The sequence below is a fragment of the Zoogloea oleivorans genome (assembly GCF_008107625.1).
GTDB classification, from domain to species: domain Bacteria; phylum Pseudomonadota; class Gammaproteobacteria; order Burkholderiales; family Rhodocyclaceae; genus Zoogloea; species Zoogloea oleivorans.
Map to the genome: position 1 here is coordinate 1 of NZ_SDKK01000022.1, position 15,491 is coordinate 15,491.

Annotated in this window: 19 protein-coding genes; 12 read left to right on the top strand and 7 right to left on the bottom strand. The window is 64.3% G+C overall.

The window, feature by feature from the left end:
* The 3 genes from ETQ85_RS19480 to ald all read right to left on the bottom strand — a co-directional run.
* Positions 1-731 (bottom strand): TolC family protein (locus tag ETQ85_RS19480; RefSeq protein WP_187394785.1); only part of this gene is annotated, 731 nt, incomplete at its 3' end.
* Between the two features lie 108 nt (positions 732-839).
* Complete coding sequence (locus ETQ85_RS19485; RefSeq protein WP_148580755.1) at positions 840-1,319, bottom strand: MarR family winged helix-turn-helix transcriptional regulator; 480 nt, start codon at positions 1,317-1,319, stop codon at positions 840-842.
* Positions 1,320-1,393: 74 nt separating this feature from the next.
* Entirely contained in the window at positions 1,394-2,509 is a 1,116-nt protein-coding gene (gene ald, locus ETQ85_RS19490) for an alanine dehydrogenase (protein WP_148580756.1), read from the bottom strand.
* A gap of 100 nt (positions 2,510-2,609) precedes the next feature.
* Here ald and ETQ85_RS19495 point away from each other — a divergent pair, with 100 nt between their 5' ends.
* Entirely contained in the window at positions 2,610-3,434 is an 825-nt protein-coding gene (locus ETQ85_RS19495) for a helical backbone metal receptor (RefSeq protein ID WP_148580757.1), read from the top strand.
* Positions 3,435-3,479: 45 nt separating this feature from the next.
* Here the strand turns inward: ETQ85_RS19495 and ETQ85_RS19500 are convergent, their stop codons facing one another.
* From ETQ85_RS19500 to ETQ85_RS19515, 4 genes are all read right to left on the bottom strand, one after another.
* Positions 3,480-4,298, bottom strand: coding sequence for a mechanosensitive ion channel family protein (locus tag ETQ85_RS19500; protein ID WP_148580758.1), 819 nt, complete (start codon positions 4,296-4,298; stop codon positions 3,480-3,482).
* A gap of 86 nt (positions 4,299-4,384) precedes the next feature.
* On the bottom strand, positions 4,385-4,858 hold the full coding sequence (locus tag ETQ85_RS19505) for a putative toxin-antitoxin system toxin component, PIN family (protein ID WP_246128833.1): 474 nt from the start codon (positions 4,856-4,858) through the stop codon (positions 4,385-4,387).
* Between the two features lie 72 nt (positions 4,859-4,930).
* The gene (locus ETQ85_RS19510) at positions 4,931-6,757 is read right to left on the bottom strand and encodes a PHA/PHB synthase family protein (RefSeq protein ID WP_148580759.1); all 1,827 of its coding nucleotides are present in this window, start codon (positions 6,755-6,757) and stop codon (positions 4,931-4,933) included.
* A gap of 16 nt (positions 6,758-6,773) precedes the next feature.
* Entirely contained in the window at positions 6,774-7,796 is a 1,023-nt protein-coding gene (locus tag ETQ85_RS19515) for an MBL fold metallo-hydrolase (RefSeq protein WP_148580760.1), read from the bottom strand.
* A gap of 118 nt (positions 7,797-7,914) precedes the next feature.
* On the opposite strand from ETQ85_RS19515, the gene ETQ85_RS19520 reads away from it, so the two are divergent.
* The 11 genes from ETQ85_RS19520 (at position 7,915) to ETQ85_RS19570 (ending at position 15,394) form a co-directional block, all read left to right on the top strand.
* Positions 7,915-8,352 (top strand): MerR family transcriptional regulator, encoded by a 438-nt coding sequence (locus ETQ85_RS19520; protein ID WP_148580761.1) that lies wholly within the window; start codon positions 7,915-7,917, stop codon positions 8,350-8,352.
* Between the two features lie 137 nt (positions 8,353-8,489).
* Positions 8,490-9,632, top strand: a complete 1,143-nt coding sequence (can, locus tag ETQ85_RS19525; protein WP_148580762.1) for a carbonate dehydratase — start codon at positions 8,490-8,492, stop codon at positions 9,630-9,632.
* Positions 9,633-9,664: 32 nt separating this feature from the next.
* Complete coding sequence (locus ETQ85_RS19530; RefSeq protein ID WP_148580763.1) at positions 9,665-10,099, top strand: PaaI family thioesterase; 435 nt, start codon at positions 9,665-9,667, stop codon at positions 10,097-10,099.
* 14 nt (positions 10,100-10,113) lie between these two features.
* Entirely contained in the window at positions 10,114-10,734 is a 621-nt protein-coding gene (locus tag ETQ85_RS19535; protein ID WP_246128834.1) for a 2-hydroxychromene-2-carboxylate isomerase, read from the top strand.
* 72 nt (positions 10,735-10,806) lie between these two features.
* Positions 10,807-11,409, top strand: a complete 603-nt coding sequence (locus ETQ85_RS19540) for a 2-hydroxychromene-2-carboxylate isomerase (protein ID WP_148580764.1) — start codon at positions 10,807-10,809, stop codon at positions 11,407-11,409.
* Positions 11,410-11,423: 14 nt separating this feature from the next.
* Positions 11,424-12,008: an LOG family protein gene (locus ETQ85_RS19545; RefSeq protein WP_148580765.1), complete on the top strand. Its 585-nt coding sequence runs from the start codon at positions 11,424-11,426 to the stop codon at positions 12,006-12,008.
* 37 nt (positions 12,009-12,045) lie between these two features.
* On the top strand, positions 12,046-13,152 hold the full coding sequence (locus tag ETQ85_RS19550) for an S-(hydroxymethyl)glutathione dehydrogenase/class III alcohol dehydrogenase (RefSeq protein ID WP_148580766.1): 1,107 nt from the start codon (positions 12,046-12,048) through the stop codon (positions 13,150-13,152).
* A gap of 1 nt (position 13,153) precedes the next feature.
* A complete protein-coding gene (fghA, locus tag ETQ85_RS19555; protein ID WP_148580767.1) occupies positions 13,154-14,002 on the top strand; it encodes an S-formylglutathione hydrolase in 849 nt (282 codons plus the stop codon).
* Between the two features lie 78 nt (positions 14,003-14,080).
* Positions 14,081-14,272, top strand: a complete 192-nt coding sequence (locus tag ETQ85_RS19560; RefSeq protein WP_148580768.1) for a DUF1289 domain-containing protein — start codon at positions 14,081-14,083, stop codon at positions 14,270-14,272.
* A 10-nt stretch (positions 14,273-14,282) separates the two neighbouring features.
* Entirely contained in the window at positions 14,283-14,462 is a 180-nt protein-coding gene (locus ETQ85_RS19565; protein WP_148580769.1) for a DUF1289 domain-containing protein, read from the top strand.
* A gap of 14 nt (positions 14,463-14,476) precedes the next feature.
* Positions 14,477-15,394: an MBL fold metallo-hydrolase gene (locus ETQ85_RS19570; RefSeq protein WP_148580770.1), complete on the top strand. Its 918-nt coding sequence runs from the start codon at positions 14,477-14,479 to the stop codon at positions 15,392-15,394.
* Positions 15,395-15,491 lie beyond the last annotated feature (97 nt).

Here is a 15,491-nt window from a genome sequence, read left to right on the forward strand (position 1 = left end):
AGCGCGAGCTGCGCGTCGAGGGCGCTGCGCTCGGCGCGGGCAGCGGCAATGCTGCCGATGGCCTGCTGGACTTCGGCTTTGGTCTCCAGGCCGGCCTTCTGGCGCAGGCGGACGAGTTCCTGCAGTTTTTCGCGCTGGACGAGGGTGGCGTCGGCCACCGCGTGCAACTGGTGCAGGCGGTCGAACTGCAGGTAGGCGCGGGTTACCGCGCTGGCCAGCAGCAGGCGGGTGCCGGCGGCTTCGGCTTCGGCCGCCCGGGCCTGGCCGACGGCCGCATCCAGCGCTGCCCGGTTGCGCCCCCAGAAGTCGAGTTCGAGGCTGAAGTCGAGGGCCACCCGGTTGAGGCTGGTATAGCTGCCGGCCACGCCGGGCGGGTAGATGTAATTCTCCGACAGGCGTTGCTGGGTGCCTTCGGCATTGGCGCTGACTTGCAGGCCGTTGTTCGCGGCGATCATGCCGGCCTGGGCTTTGGCCCGGTCGAGGCGGGCGCGAGCCAGGGCCAGGGTCGGACTGTCGTGCAGGGCGGCGTTCACCAGGCGGTCGAGTTGGGGATCGCCGTAGCGGCTCCACCAGGTGTCAGTGGGCCATGCGCCGGAAGGGGCGGAGAGACTTTGCGTGGCGGCGAGGCTGGCCGGATCGATGGCTTTGCCCTGGGGGGCGAGGCTGCCGGGGCTGGCGCAGGCGGTCAGCATGGCAATCAGGGGCAGCAGGGGTATGAGATGTCGGTTCATACGGGTTTCCTGTACTGGGCTGAAACTGCCTGTACGGTAACTGCCAAGGCAGGTATTTGTTCAAAAAAAGCGGCGATCATCGCCGCGGATTTTTTGCCGGCTACCGGTTCAGCCGTGGCGTGCATCCAGGTTGACCACCATCCGGCGCAGCAAGGCCTTGGCCTGCTCAAACTCGTCGCCGCTGAAGTCCACCAGCGCGTAGTTGAGGGCTTCTACGATCAGGGGTACGACCTTCGGCAGCAGGGCCTGACCGTTTTCGGTGACGTGCAAGAGCACGACACGGCGGTCGGTGGTGCTGCGTTCGCGGCGGATCAGGTTTTTTTCTTCCAGCCGGTCGAGCATGCGTGTCATCGAGCCGGTGTCGCAGCCGCTGCATTTGCACAGGGCCGTGGCCGTTTCGCCGTTGCGCAGGGCGATCTGCTTGAGCACCACCCATTGAGCGGCGGTGATGTCGAGATCACTGATTTTTTCGTCGATGGCCTGGGTAAGGCGCAGTTTCACCTGATGGACGAGAAAGCCGATGCTTTCGTCTTGCTGGTAATTTTCGACGGTGTAAGGCGGGCGGGACGGATTTGCGGGTTGGGACATGGTTGTCTTAAGCAATTACTGCATAGGCAGATAATTGACCAGAAAAAAGGCCCTGTCAAGGGCCTTTCGGTGGCTCAACCGAGCTGGGTGATGGCCGGCAGGTACTTCTTGCCGAGGGCTTCGGCGACCTGCGGATGGGTGACGTTGCCAGCGCAGATGTTGAGACCGGCGCGCAGTCCGGCGTCCTCCTTCAGCGCTTCTTTCCAGCCCTTGTCGGCCAGCAGCAGCACGTAGGGCAGGGTGGCAGCGTTGAGGGCGTAGGTGGCGGTGCGGGCCACGGCGCCGGGCATGTTCGACACGCAGTAATGAACGATGCCGTCCACCACATAGGTAGGGTCAGTGTGGGTGGTGGGGCGGGAGGTTTCGAAGCAGCCGCCCTGGTCGATGGCCACGTCGACAATGACCGCCCCGGGTTTCATCGCTGACAGCATGGTACGGGTGACCAGCTTGGGGGCGGCGGCGCCGGGGATCAGCACCGCGCCGATCACCAGATCGGCCTGCAGGACGAGGCGTTCGATGGCGTCGCGGGTGGCGTAGAGGGTCTTGACCCGGCCGCCGTAGATTTCATCCAGGTGGCGCAGCACCGCCAGGGACTTGTCGACGATGGTCACGTCGGCACCCATGCCGACGGCCGTGTGGGCGGCGTTGTTGCCGACCGTGCCGCCGCCGATGATTACCACCCGGCCCGGTTCCACGCCGGGTACGCCGCCCAGCAGCACACCGCGGCCGCCATGGGATTTTTCGAGCGCAGCGGCGCCGGCCTGGATGCTCATGCGTCCAGCCACTTCCGACATCGGGGCGAGCAATGGCAGGCCGCCGCCGGGGGCGGTAACCGTCTCGTAAGCAATGGCAGTGGCACCGCTGGTGAGGATGTCCTCGGCCTGGCCGGGATCCGGTGCCAGGTGCAGGTAGGTGAACAGCAGGTGGTGGGGCTTGAGGCGGGCGCGCTCCTCGGCAATGGGCTCCTTGACCTTGACGATCATCGTGGCCAGGGCAAAGACTTCCTCGGCATTGAGGGCGATTTTGGCACCGGCCCGCTCGTAGTCGCTGTCACTGGCGCCGATGCCGTGGCCCGCTCCCGACTCGACGTAGACCTCATGGCCGTGGGCGACGACTTCGCGCACCGCGCTGGGGGTCAGGCCGACCCGGTATTCGTGGTTCTTTGTTTCCCTTGGAACGCCTATTTTCATGATTTTCTCCGTGTATGGGTGCGCCAGCCTGTCATTACCTGAGAGTATCGCGACTTGCGTCTTGTTCCAATAACGGCGCGGCTCTTGAGATACTTGCGTGATGATGATCGAGACGGATGAAAACTTTCTGGTGGATGCGGTGGGGCGGCGCCATGCGCGCCATGCCGGACCGGCACGTATCGTGTCGCTGGTGCCGTCCCTCACCGAACTGGTGTGCGACCTGGGCCTGACGGACCAGCTGGTCGGGCGGACCGGCTTTTGCACTCACCCGCGGGAAATCCTCAAGCCGATCCCGAAAGTGGGCGGCACCAAGGATGTGAACCTGGTGCGCCTGCGCGAACTGGCACCGACCCACGTGATCGTCAATATCGACGAGAACCGGCGCGAGTGCGTCGAAGAGATCGCGGAGTTCGTGCCTCACGTGATCGTCACCCATCCCTGTGCACCGGAAGACAACCTGGCGGTGTTTCGCTTGTTCGGGGCCATCTTTGGGCGTGAGGCCGAGGCGGAAAGCCTGGCGCTGGACCTGCAGGCGGCTCTTGCCGAAGCGCGTGCCGTGGGCGCCGGCCTGCCGCCGGAGCGGGTGCTTTACCTGATCTGGCGTGACCCGTGGATGAGCGTGGCGCGCAGCACCTACATTTCGGCAACGCTGGCGACGGTGGGTTGGCAGAGCTGGCCAGCGGAGGATGTGCCCCGTTATCCGGCCTTCGAATGGGACGCGCCGTGGCTGGGCGAGGTGAGCCGGGTCTTCCTGTCGTCGGAGCCCTACAGTTTTCGCGACAAGCATGTGGCGGAGGTGGAGGTGCTGGCCGGCCGGCCGGCGGCCTTGATCGACGGAGAGATGACGTCCTGGTATGGCAGCCGGGCTGCGACCGGGCTGCGTTATCTGGCTGCCCTGCGCAGGAGCCTGGCCGGGCTGGAATGAAAAACGCCCACCGGCTGGGTGGGCGTTTTGTTCCGGGCTGGTGCTTTAAACCGGCTGGCGCAGTACCTGGTGCGGGGCTGGAATCGGCCAGCCGTTGGCGGCACCGACTTCGGCGAGGGCCTTGTTGGTATCGAAATACACCTGCCAGTAGTGGTCGTTGTGGCAGTAGGGGCGCACGACCAGCTTGGTGCCGGCGGCGTTGAACTCGAGGATTTCCACGTCCGGGGCCGGATCCTTCTGCACATTGGGGATCTGGCTGATGCGGGTGCGGATGAGCTCGATGGCTTGCTTGGGATCGACCGCGTGGGCGATCTGGGCGGTCAGGTCTACCCGACGGCACGGGTTGAGGGTGTAGTTGACGATGTTGTCGGAGAACAGCTTGTTGTTGCCGACGGTGGTACGCACGTTGTCGGGCTGGTCGATGGTGGTGGCGAACAGGCCGATCTCCTTGACGGTACCGGTGATGCCGGCGCCGCTGATGAAGTCGCCAACCTTGAACGGCCGCAGGATGATCAGGAAGGCACCCGCTGCAAAGTTCGACAGCAGGCCGCTCCAGGCCACACCGATGGCCACGCCGGCAGCGGCGATGAGGGCCGCGAAGCTGGTGGTTTCGATGCCGAATACCGACAGGATGACGATGACCAGCACGATGCGCATGATGACGCGCAGGGTGGCTTCGACGTAACGAATGAGGGTCGGTTCGACCTTCTGGCGCGTCATGCCACGACTCGACAGGTTGCCGATGAGGTTGATGGCCCAGCCGCCGATGATCCACAGGGCGATGGCGCCAGCGAGTTTCCAGCCCAGCGGGATGAGGTAGTTGGTAACGATGCTGCCGATTTCGAAACCGGATTCGATGGCCATGGAGAAGCTCCCTGCTGAAAGGTCAGACATTTAGTCTAGCTGCTCTTTTTAACCTTTAGACTCATGACACGTTAATTTTTGTGGCGTCAGGGCGTACTTGGCAGCAGTGCCTGCAGGCGCTCCGGAGTCAGGATGGCGAAGCGGGCGGCGATGACCGGCCGGCGGCCGAGTTTGAGCACCAGTTTGTCGCGGGTCAGCAGGGCCCGGGCGCCGCTGTCACGGGCCAGTTCGAGGAATTTCTGGTCGTCCCGGTCGAGGCAGTTGGGCAGCTCGCAGACAGGCGGCTCGACGGGTTCGACGAGGGTGCAGCGGGCCCGGTAAGTGGCGGCGATCTCCGCCTGGCGCTCCGGGGGCTGGGCGAACTGGGAGTAGGCGAGCACCCGGGCGAGTTCGCCGAGGCAGTCTTCGCGGCTGAAGGGGCGCAGGGCGCCGCTTTCCACGGCGGCGCGCAGGCGCACGAGGGCCGGGTCTTCGAACATCCACAGGGACAGCACCACATTGGTGTCGAGGATGACCGGCAGGCCGTGGGGCAGGGGGGCGTCGAGGAGGTAGGTGGCCACAGGGGGTCCTGAACGGAAGGGTAAAAAAGAAAGGGGGCCGAAGCCCCCTTTCCGATTGGCGCTACCTGATGATCAGGCGGCCTTCTTGGCGTCCAGACGGGCCTTGACGAAGGAGCCCGGTGCATCTTCGAGTACCGTCAGCTTGCCCTTGACGGGGTCGCGGGCGGGAACCTTGCTGCTGTCCTGGCCCATCAGCCAGGCTTGCCAGTCGGTCCACCAGGAGCCCGGGTGCTGCTCGGCGCCAGCGAAGAACTCGTCGGCGGTTTCCGGCAGCTTGTCGCCCGGGGTAACCCAGTAGCCGTACTTGTTGGCAGCCGGCGGGTTGACGATGCCGGCAATGTGGCCGGAGCCGCCGAGCACGAAGCGCACGTTGCCGCCGAAGTTGCGGGCACCGGCGTAGGTGCTCTTCCACGGGGCGATGTGGTCTTCGATGGTGGAGATGAAGTAGGTCGGAACCTTGATCTTCGAGAGATCGATGGGCACGCCACCCACTTCGATGCCGCCGGGCACCTTCAGCAGGTTCTTCATGTACATGTTGCGAAGATAGAAGCTGTGCATCTTCGCCGGCATGCGCGTGGAGTCGGAGTTCCAGTAGAGCAGGTCGAACGGGAACGGATCCTTGCCCATCAGGTAGTTATTGACCACGAAGGACCAGATCAGGTCGTTGGCACGCAGCATGTTGAAGGTGCCGGCCATTTCGGAGCCTTCGAGGTAGCCGCGCTCGAACATCTTCTTTTCGAGGCTGGCGATCTGGCCTTCGTCGATGAAGACGGACAGCTCGCCGGCATCGGCGAAGTCGGTCATGGTGGTGAAGAAGGTGCCGGAAGCGATCCGCTTGTCCTTCTTGGCCGCCATGTAGGCCAGCGTGGTGGCCAGCAGGGTGCCGCCCAGACAGTAGCCGGCGGCGTTGATTTCCTTGGCGCCGGTCTGCTCGATGATGGCGTCGACCGCAGCCAGGGTGCCTTCGAGGAGGTAGGAGTCGAAGCTCTTCTCGGCCAGACGCTCGTCCGGATTGACCCACGAGATCACGAAGACGGTGTGGCCCTGATCAACACACCACTTGATGTAGGAGTTCTTCTCGCGCAGGTCGAGGATGTAGAACTTGTTGATCCACGGCGGCACGATCATCAGCGGGCGCTTGGAAACGTCCGGGGTGCTCGGCGTGTATTGGACCAGCTGCATCATTTCGGTCTGGAAGACGACCTTGCCCGGCGTGGTGGCGACGTTGCGACCCAGTTCGAAGGCAGTGGTGTCGGTCATCTTGACGCGCAGGTTGCCGTCGCCTTCTTCCACGTCGCGGAGCAGGTTGTTCAGACCCTTGATGAGGTTCTGGCCGTGGCTCTTGACGGTTTCCCGGAACACTTCCGGGTTGGTCATGGCGAAGTTGGACGGGGACAGCGCGTCGATGTACTGACGGGTGTAGAAGTTGACCTTCTTCTGGGACTGATCGTCCAGGCCATCCACGGTGGAAACCGTGTCGTGGATGTGGCGGGCGGTGATCAGGTAGGACTGCTTGATGTAGTCGAACAGGAAGTGCTCCTGCCATTCTTCATCCTTGAAACGCTTGTCGTCCTTGGCGGGCGAGGCGATCGGGCTGCCTGCGCCCATGCCGGTGAAGCGCATCATGGAGTGTTGCCACAGGGAGAAGTAATCCCACACCAGATTCATCTGGGCCTGGGCCAGGCGATACGGATTGGCGAGCAGCTTGCCCATCATGTCCATGAAGGCCTGGGCGATGCCCAGCTCGTCGGAAGGGGCGCTGAGGCCTTTCTTCACTTGTTTCTGCATGTGGTCGGCGAGCAACTTGGAGGCCCGCTGCGCAACTTCCGCGTAGGTCTTGGCGACTTCTTTGGGGTCCGGCAACTCGGACTTTGCGACTTCTTTTTCTGGCGCAGCCATTCTTGGATTCTCCTGATTAATTGCTTTTGATGAAACGGATAACGTCATCGTCCCCTACTGACCCGCACACCTCCCTTTTGCGCACGAGATGGTTCAGGTGGGCGATGGCTTCCCCCATGGCGAACATGACTTGATGCGTATCCAGCTCACGCGGGAAAAGCGTGGAAAGCAATTCCCCCGCGTTGCGTGGCACGGTACAGGCCGCGAGTAGTTCCGCGCAGCGGGCGTCATGGTGCTCGACGAGCTGATCCACGCGCAATCCGATATTGCGGAACGGTTTCCCGTGGGATGGTAGCACGAGCGTGGCTACCGGCAACTGCTTGAAACTCCTGATCGAATCGAGGAATCGACCGAGTGGATCGTCGTCTGGTGTGGCCGCAAAAACGCTGACGTTGGTGGAGATGCGTGGCAGCAGCATGTCGCCGGAAATGAGAATGCCGGCCGCTTCGCAATGCAGCGCCATGTGTTCCGGTGAATGGCCGTGACCGACGATGATCTGCCAGTCACGTCCGCCGATGCTCAGTACATCGCCATGGATGACGCGTCGGTAGCTGGCGGGCAGCGAGGGGACGCCGCGCTTGTAGGCATTGCCGCGGCCGCCGAGGGCTTCGCAGCGCACGTCGTCGAGGCCGTGGCGGCGGAACTGGGCCACCATCGATGTTACGTCGTAGCCCGGCAACTGGTTCCACAGGGCGTGACCGGCGAGGAATTCGCCGAGGGTCATGGTGATCGGGGCACCGGTTTTTTCGGCCAGCCACTGGGCCAGGCCGAGGTGGTCGGGGTGGCAGTGGGTGACGATGATCTGCGTGACCGGCTTGTCGAGCTTGCCGAGGATGGCTTCCCACGCCTCGCGGGAGCTGTCCACGCCGTAGCCGGTGTCCACGATCGCCATGCCGTCGCCGTCCTCGATCAGCCACAGGTTGATGTGGTCGAGGGCGAAGGGCAGGGGCATGCGAATCCAGTGCACGCCGGGGGCGATCTGGCGGGTTTCGCCTGCGGCGGGTAGGGTGTCGAAGGGGTATTCGAGTTGGGGCTTCATGGGCTTGCTCTCCTGGGTTCTCGTTTTATGTGTTTCGGGGCTTGCGTTGCCCGCGCCCGCGAAATCTGATTTACTGGCCCTCATCCCGACCGCCAACGCTGCGCGCCCCGTCTGATTCATGAGCCAGGAACAAACCTACACCATCACCGAACTTGCCCGCGAGTTCGAGATTACGCCGCGAGCGATACGTTTTTATGAAGACGAGGGCCTGCTCTCGCCAACCCGCTCCGGCCGCAACCGCATTTACGCCAAGCGCGACCGCACCCGTCTGCGCCTGATTCTGCGCGGCAAGCGCCTCGGCCTGTCGCTGGCCGAGGTGGGCGAAATCCTCGGCATGTACGATGGGGCGAAGAATTCGGCGCCCCAGTTGCGGCGTTTCCTGTCCGTGCTGGCGGAGCGCCGGCGGGCCATCGAGCAGCAGCGCGAAGACATCGTCGCCGTCCTTGGCGAGATCGAAATCCTCGAGCGGCAATGTGCCGAAATGCTGATCGAGAACGTTGCCGGCGCTGACGAAGCCCGCGCCGAACTGGCCGCCCGCCTCGGTGACAGCGGTTGATTTTTAACGACAAGATTACGTTTACGTAAACGTAATTACAAGCCCTGTGCGATGCGTAAACCGTGTCCGATGGGTGAATCGCAGCGCCGGGACGGGTATCGTGTCGGCCTGTTGCGTCTTAATGGATGAGTTGATCGATGGCAGTAATACTTCGCGTTCTCGGTCCTGATGACCATGCCGAAATCGAACACGTCCGGCAGTTCTTCCGAAATTACGCCGGCTGGCTGGGCGTCGACCTGTGCTTTCAGAACTTCGCCGAAGAGATGGCGTCCCTGCCGGGGGCCTACTCGGCGCCGACCGGCCGGCTGTTCTTCGCCGAACTCGATGGCAAGCCGGCCGGTTGTGTCGGCCTTCGCCAGGCGACCGAAGGTGTCTGCGAAATGAAGCGGCTCTACGTGGAGCCGGAAGTCCGCGGCAACGGCGTGGGCCGCGTGCTGGCCCTGGCGGCGATCAAGGCGGCAAAGGCTCTCGGTTATCACAAGGTGATGCTCGATACCCTGCCGGCCATGCGCATTGCCGTGAAGCTGTATCGCGAGCTGGGCTTCAAGGAGGCGCCGTCCTACTACCCGACGGGGGTGGAAGGCACGATGTTCCTGACGCTGGACCTGGATAACTGGTCCGAGGCGGAGATCAAGAACGAGAACCTGTTCCACCTCTTCGATTACAACCTGGCCTGGTCGCGCAAGATGCGCCAGGTGGACCCGGGCTTCTTCGAAAAGCTGTCCACGCTGCAGAACCCCGAATATCTGTGGATCGGCTGCTCCGACTCTCGCGTGCCGGCCAACGAGATCATCGGCCTGTTGCCGGGCGAGGTCTTCGTGCATCGCAACGTGGCCAACGTGGTGGTGCATACCGATCTCAACTGCCTGTCGGTGATCCAGTACGCGGTCGATGTGCTGAAGGTCAAGCACATCATGGTGGTCGGCCACTACGGTTGCGGCGGTGTCGGTGCGGCCCTGCGTCGCGACCGGGTCGGGCTGGTGGATCTGTGGTTGCGCCATGTGCAGGACGTGCATGTGAAGCACTCCGACCGGGTCGACCTGTTGCCGCTGGACATGCGCCACGACCGCCTGTGCGAACTGAACGCCCTCGAACAGGTGGTGAACGTCTGCCAGACCATCGTTGTGCAGGACGCCTGGAAGCGCGGCCAGCGCCTGACGGTGCACGGCTGGGTGTATGGCCTGAAGGACGGGCTGATCCGCGATCTGGGCGTCAACGTGAGCCGTCGTGACGATCTGGTGCCGCGTTACCTGGCGGCCCTCGAAGCGCTGGAAGCTTGAGAACGGAAACACGAAAGGACAGAGGAGAGAGTATGGCCGGATTCACATTGCGCGAGGACGTCGATCTCGCCAGCCTCAATGCCCGCGGTGCCGGGCATCTGCCGGGATGGTTCGGCCTGGAAATACTGGCCCTTGAGCCGGGCCGCCTGTCGTCGCAGCTGTTGATTCGCCCCGAGATGCTGGCGCCGAACGGCTTTCTGCATGCGGCGACGATCATTGCGCTGGCCGACACGTCGGCGGGTTACGCCACCATCGCCCATTTGCCCGCTGGTGCGCAGAGCTTCACCACCATTGAGCTGAAGAGCAATTTCTTCGGTACCCAGACCGAAGGCCTGCTGCTGTGCGAAGCGACCGCCGTGCATCTGGGGCGCAGCACGCAGGTGTGGGATGCGGAGGTGACGGGCAATGGCCGGCGCCTGGCCCTGTTCCGCTGCACCCAGATGGTTTTGTGGCCGAAGGCCGCCTGATGCCGGAGAAAACCATGACCGACATGCCGCGCCCCGCCGCACCCATCGATTTCTACTTCGACTTCTCGTCGCCCTACGGCTACCTGGCCGCCGAGAAAATCGACGAACTCGCCGCCCGCTACGGCCGCAGCGTGCTGTGGCACCCGATCCTGCTGGGCGTGACCTTCAAGGCCACCGGCCTGGTTCCGCTGACCGTCATTCCCCTCAAGGGCGCGTACTCGGTGCACGACATCGAACGCTCGGCGCGCTACCTGGGCCTGCCCTACACGCACCCGAGCGGCTTTCCGCTGCCCACCCAGCACGCCGCGCGGGCCTTCCTGTGGCTCAACGACCGCAAGCCCGCGCTGGCCCGGGCGTTCGGGCTGGCGGTGTATCGGGCCTACTTCGTCGATGATGTGAATATCTCCGACCTGGGCACGGTGCTGAATATTGCCGCCGGCCTTGGCGTCGATCGGGATACGTTGTCCGGCGTGCTGGCCGGCAGCGAGATCAAGACACGTCTCGCCGCCGAGGTGGATCTGGCGATGGCGCGCGGCGTGTTCGGCTCGCCCTTCATCTTCGTCGATGGCGAAGCCTTCTGGGGGGTCGATCGCCTGCCCCAGGTGGAGCGCTGGCTGGCCGAAGGGGGCTTCTGAGCGCACCGGCGGGCGGGCAGCCATGGATAATGCCGGCTGAGCCTATTTGTCCCATCGACATCCGGAGACCCCATGTCCGCACCCATCGATTTTTATTTCGATTTTTCGTCGCCCTACGGCTACCTGGCCTCCGAGCAGATTGACGCGCTGGCGGCCCGGCATGACCGTGCAGTGATGTGGCACGCCATTGTGCTGGACGCCCAGTTCCAGCCGCAGGGCGGCATGAAGATCCCGACCGCGCTGCTGCGCTCCGATTACGTGATGCGCGACACCGCCCGTTCGGCGGTGTTTTTCGGCATTCCCTACACCGAGCCGGCCCAGTATCCGGTGCATACCGAACACGCCGCCCGCGCCTTCCAGTGGCTCAACGACCGCAATCCCGATGAGGCCCGGGCCTTCGCCCACGCGGTGTTCCGTGCCTATTTCGTCGATGGCCGCAACATAGCCGAGACGGCGGTGCTGCTCGAAATCGCCGAAACCCTCAAGCTCGACCGGGAGGAAGTCGCCGGCGCCTTCTCCGATGTGGCCACCAAGGCCCGCCTGAAGGCCGAGATCGACCTGGCGGAAGCCCGCGGCGTGTTCGGCTCACCCTTCTTCATCGTCGAAGGCGAAGGCTTCTGGGGCAACGACCGTCTTCCCCAGCTCGAACGCTGGCTGGAAAAAGGCCCGTTCTGAGGCGAAAGGCAATCATGCGGCGCATCTGTGTGTTCTGCGGTTCCCGGCCCGGCGTGCGTCCGGCCTACCGGGAAGCGGCCGAAGCCCTCGGCAGGCTGTTTGCCGAACGGGGCATCGAGCTGGTGTATGGCGGCGGCAACGTCGGCCTGATGGGCATCGTTGCCGATTCCTGCCTGGCGGCTGGCGGCAAGGTGGTGGGGGTGATTCCCCGCGCGCTGCTCGAGTGGGAAGTCGGCCATGAAGGCCTGACGCGGCTCGAAGTGGTCGATTCCATGCACACCCGCAAGGCCCGCATGGCCGAACTGGCGGATGGCTTCATCGCCCTGCCGGGCGGCCTCGGCACCTTCGAGGAACTCTTCGAGATCCTCACCTGGGCCCAGCTCGGCTTTCACAACAAGCCGGTCGGCCTGCTCAACACCGAAGGCTACTACCTGCCCCTGATCCAGATGCTCGACCGGGGTGTCAGCGAAGGCTTCATGAAGAGCGAGAATCGCGGCCTGCTGCAGGTCGACGAGAACCTGTTCGCGCTGCTGCGGTCCATGGGGCAGCACCATCCTCCAGCCGTCAGCAAGCGCATCCGCGACGAGAAACAGCTCTAGCCAACCCATTACTCCCCATCCCCTCAGGAGAACAACAATGAAAACCCGTGCAGCCGTTGCCTGGAAAGCCGGCGCCCCGCTGAGCATCGAAACCGTTGACCTCGAAGGCCCCAAGTCCGGCGAAGTGCTGGTCGAAATCAAGGCTACCGGCATTTGCCACACCGATTACTACACCCTCTCCGGCGCCGATCCGGAAGGCCTCTTCCCGGCCATCCTCGGCCACGAAGGCGCCGGAGTGGTTGTCGACGTAGGCCCGGACGTCAAATCCCTGCGCACCGGCGATCACGTGATTCCGCTGTACACGCCGGAATGCCGCGAGTGCAAGTTCTGCCTGTCGCGCAAGACCAACCTGTGCCAGAAAATCCGCAGCACCCAGGGCCGTGGCCTGATGCCCGACGCCACCAGCCGTTTCAGCCTCGATGGCAAGCCGATCCTGCACTACATGGGCACCTCCACCTTCTCGAACTACATCGTGGTCCCGGAGATCGCCCTGGCCAAAATCCGCAATGACGCGCCCTTCGACAAGGTCTGCTACATCGGCTGTGGCGTGACCACTGGCGTGGGCGCCGTGCTGTTCACCGCCAAGGTGGAAGCCGGTGCCAACGTGGTGGTGTTCGGGCTCGGCGGCATCGGCCTCAACGTGATCCAGGCCGCCAAGATGGTCGGCGCTGACAAGATCATCGGTGTCGACCTCAACCCCGGCCGTGAAGCCATGGCGCGCAAGTTCGGCATGACCCACTTCGTCAATCCGAACGAAGTCGACAACGTCGTCGACCACATCGTGCAGATCACCGACGGCGGCGCCGACTACAGCTTCGAGTGCATCGGCAACACCAAGGTGATGCGCCAGGCGCTGGAGTGCACCCACAAGGGCTGGGGCCAGTCGGTGATCATCGGCGTGGCCGAAGCCGGCGCCGAGATCTCCACCCGTCCGTTCCAGCTGGTCACCGGCCGGGTCTGGAAGGGCTCGGCCTTTGGTGGCGCCCGCGGCCGTACCGACGTGCCGAAGATCGTGGACTGGTACATGGAGGGCAAGCTCAACATCGACGACCTGATCACCCACACGCTGACGCTCGACCAGATCAACGACGGCTTCGACCTGATGAAGAAGGGCGAATCGATCCGCTCGGTGGTGCTCTACTGAGATGGACAACACCTCGTTCGAGAGGATCGTAGAACACGGCTGCTGCGGCGGACGCCAGGGCTTTTACCGGCACGACTCGCGGGCCATCGGCCTGCCGATGAAGTTCGCGGTGTTCGTGCCGCCGCAGGCCGCCAACGGCCCGGTGCCGGTGCTGTTCTACCTGGCCGGGCTGACCTGTACCGAAGAAACCTTTCCCATCAAGGCGGGCGCCCAGCGGGCCGCGGCCGAGCTGGGCCTGATGCTGGTTGCTCCGGACACCAGCCCGCGCGGTGCCAACGTGCCCGGCGAGGCGGCCAACTGGGATTTCGGCGTCGGTGCCGGCTTTTACCTGGATGCCGTGCGCGAACCCTGGGCGCGCAACTGGCGCATGGAGAGCTACATCACCGGCGAGTTGCGCCAGCTGGTGGCGGCCCACTTTCCGGCCGACCTGGCCCGTTGCGGCATCTTCGGGCATTCGATGGGCGGGCATGGGGCGCTGACCCTGGCCCTGCGTCACCCGGACCTGTACCGCTCGGTATCGGCCTTCGCGCCGATTGCCGCGCCGAGCCTGTGTCCGTGGGGCGAAAAGGCCTTCGGCGGCTACCTCGGCGAGGATCGCAGCGTGTGGCGCCAGCACGACGCCACGGCGCTGGTGGAGGATGGCAGGCGCTGCCCGCCGATCCTCATCGACCAGGGGCTGGACGACCAGTTCCTGCCCACCCAGCTTCATCCGGAACGCTTCGAGCAGGTGTGTTCCGACGGCCAGCCGCTGACTCTGCGCCGCCACGCCGGCTACGATCACGGCTATTACTTCATCTCCACCTTCATGGCGGACCACCTGGCCCACCATGCGCAATACCTGAAGGGCTAGGCGATCGACCTGGCCAGCCCCGTTTTCACGACCCGCCGCCACGTAGCGGCGGGCATGTTTTCCCTTACAGAGCGCACCATGAGCATTGCTTCCCCCTGCATCAACGTCTGCCGCATGACGCCGGATACCGGCTACTGCGAAGGCTGTTTGCGCACCATTCCCGAAATCACCGAGTGGAGCCGCGCCACGGACGAGCGCAAGCACGCCATCCTCGCCGCAGTGGCCAGCCGGAAGGCCGAGGCCGAGGCCAACATGTTCGGCGACGCGTAAGGCGCCGGCGATGAGTGACGACAACCCCTGCGTCGGCATCTGCGAAATCGACGAGAGCGGCTACTGCGTTGGCTGCGGACGGAGCGCCGACGAGATCTTCGGCAACACCGATTCCGACAGCGGCGCCAGCGACTCCGCCGTCGAGGCCCTCAAACCCCTGCCCGGCAATCCGGCGCAGGCCTCGGACTAGAGGACGGCACGCCGATGACCCGCTGTGCGCTGCCGCCCGGCATCCAGGTGCTCGAGCGGGGCTGGCTGTCGGCCAACAACGTGCTGCTCTTCGACGGCCCGGAGGCCACGCTGGTGGACTCCGGCTACGTCAGCCATGCGGCGCAGACGGTGGCGCTGATCCGTGACGCGCTGGACGGGCGGCGCCTGGAACGGCTCATCAACACCCATTCCCACTCCGACCACATCGGCTGCAATGCCGCCGTGCAGCGCGCCTTTGCCTGCCGTATAGGGGTGCCCGCAGGCATGGCCGAGATGGTTGAACACTGGGATGAGGCGGCCCTGCTGCTGAGCGTCGCCGCCCAACAGGGCGAGCGCTTCCGGGCCGACCACCTGATTACCGCCGGTGAGCGTCTCTACATGGGCGGGCTGGAATGGCAGGCCCTGCCGGCGCCGGGCCACGACATGGATGCGCTGCTTTTTCATGCGCCGGATGCGCGGCTGCTGATTTCCGGCGATGCCCTGTGGCGCGACGGCTTCGGCATCCTGTTCGCCGAGGTCATCGGCAGCGGTGGCGGGCTGGAGGGCGCGCGGGCCACGCTGGAGGCCATCGCCCGGCTGCCGGTGGACCGGGTGATTCCCGGCCACGGCGCACCGTTTGTCGAGGTGGATGAAGCCCTGGAGGCCGCGTTTGCCCGTTTGAAGGCCTTTGAGGACGATGGCGCGCGGATGGCCAGAAATGCAATAAGGGCATGCATGACGTTTATGCTGCTTGAGCAGCGGCGGATGGACCTGGACACGCTGCCGGCCTATCTGGCCGAGGTTCCCCTGTACCGGGAGGCCAACCGGCGCTTTCTGGGACTGACCCCGGAGGCCCTTGCCGCCTGGCTGGTTGGTGAGCTGGAGAGGGCTGGCGTGGCGGTTCGTCAAGGCCATGAATTGCATTCGACATAAAACCATTAAAGATGTGACTTTTTGTGGAAAACGAGCTGCGTGCTCGCCTGTGATTTTGTTTATGCTGTTTCTGCGCCCGATGACACGCCTGTTGTCG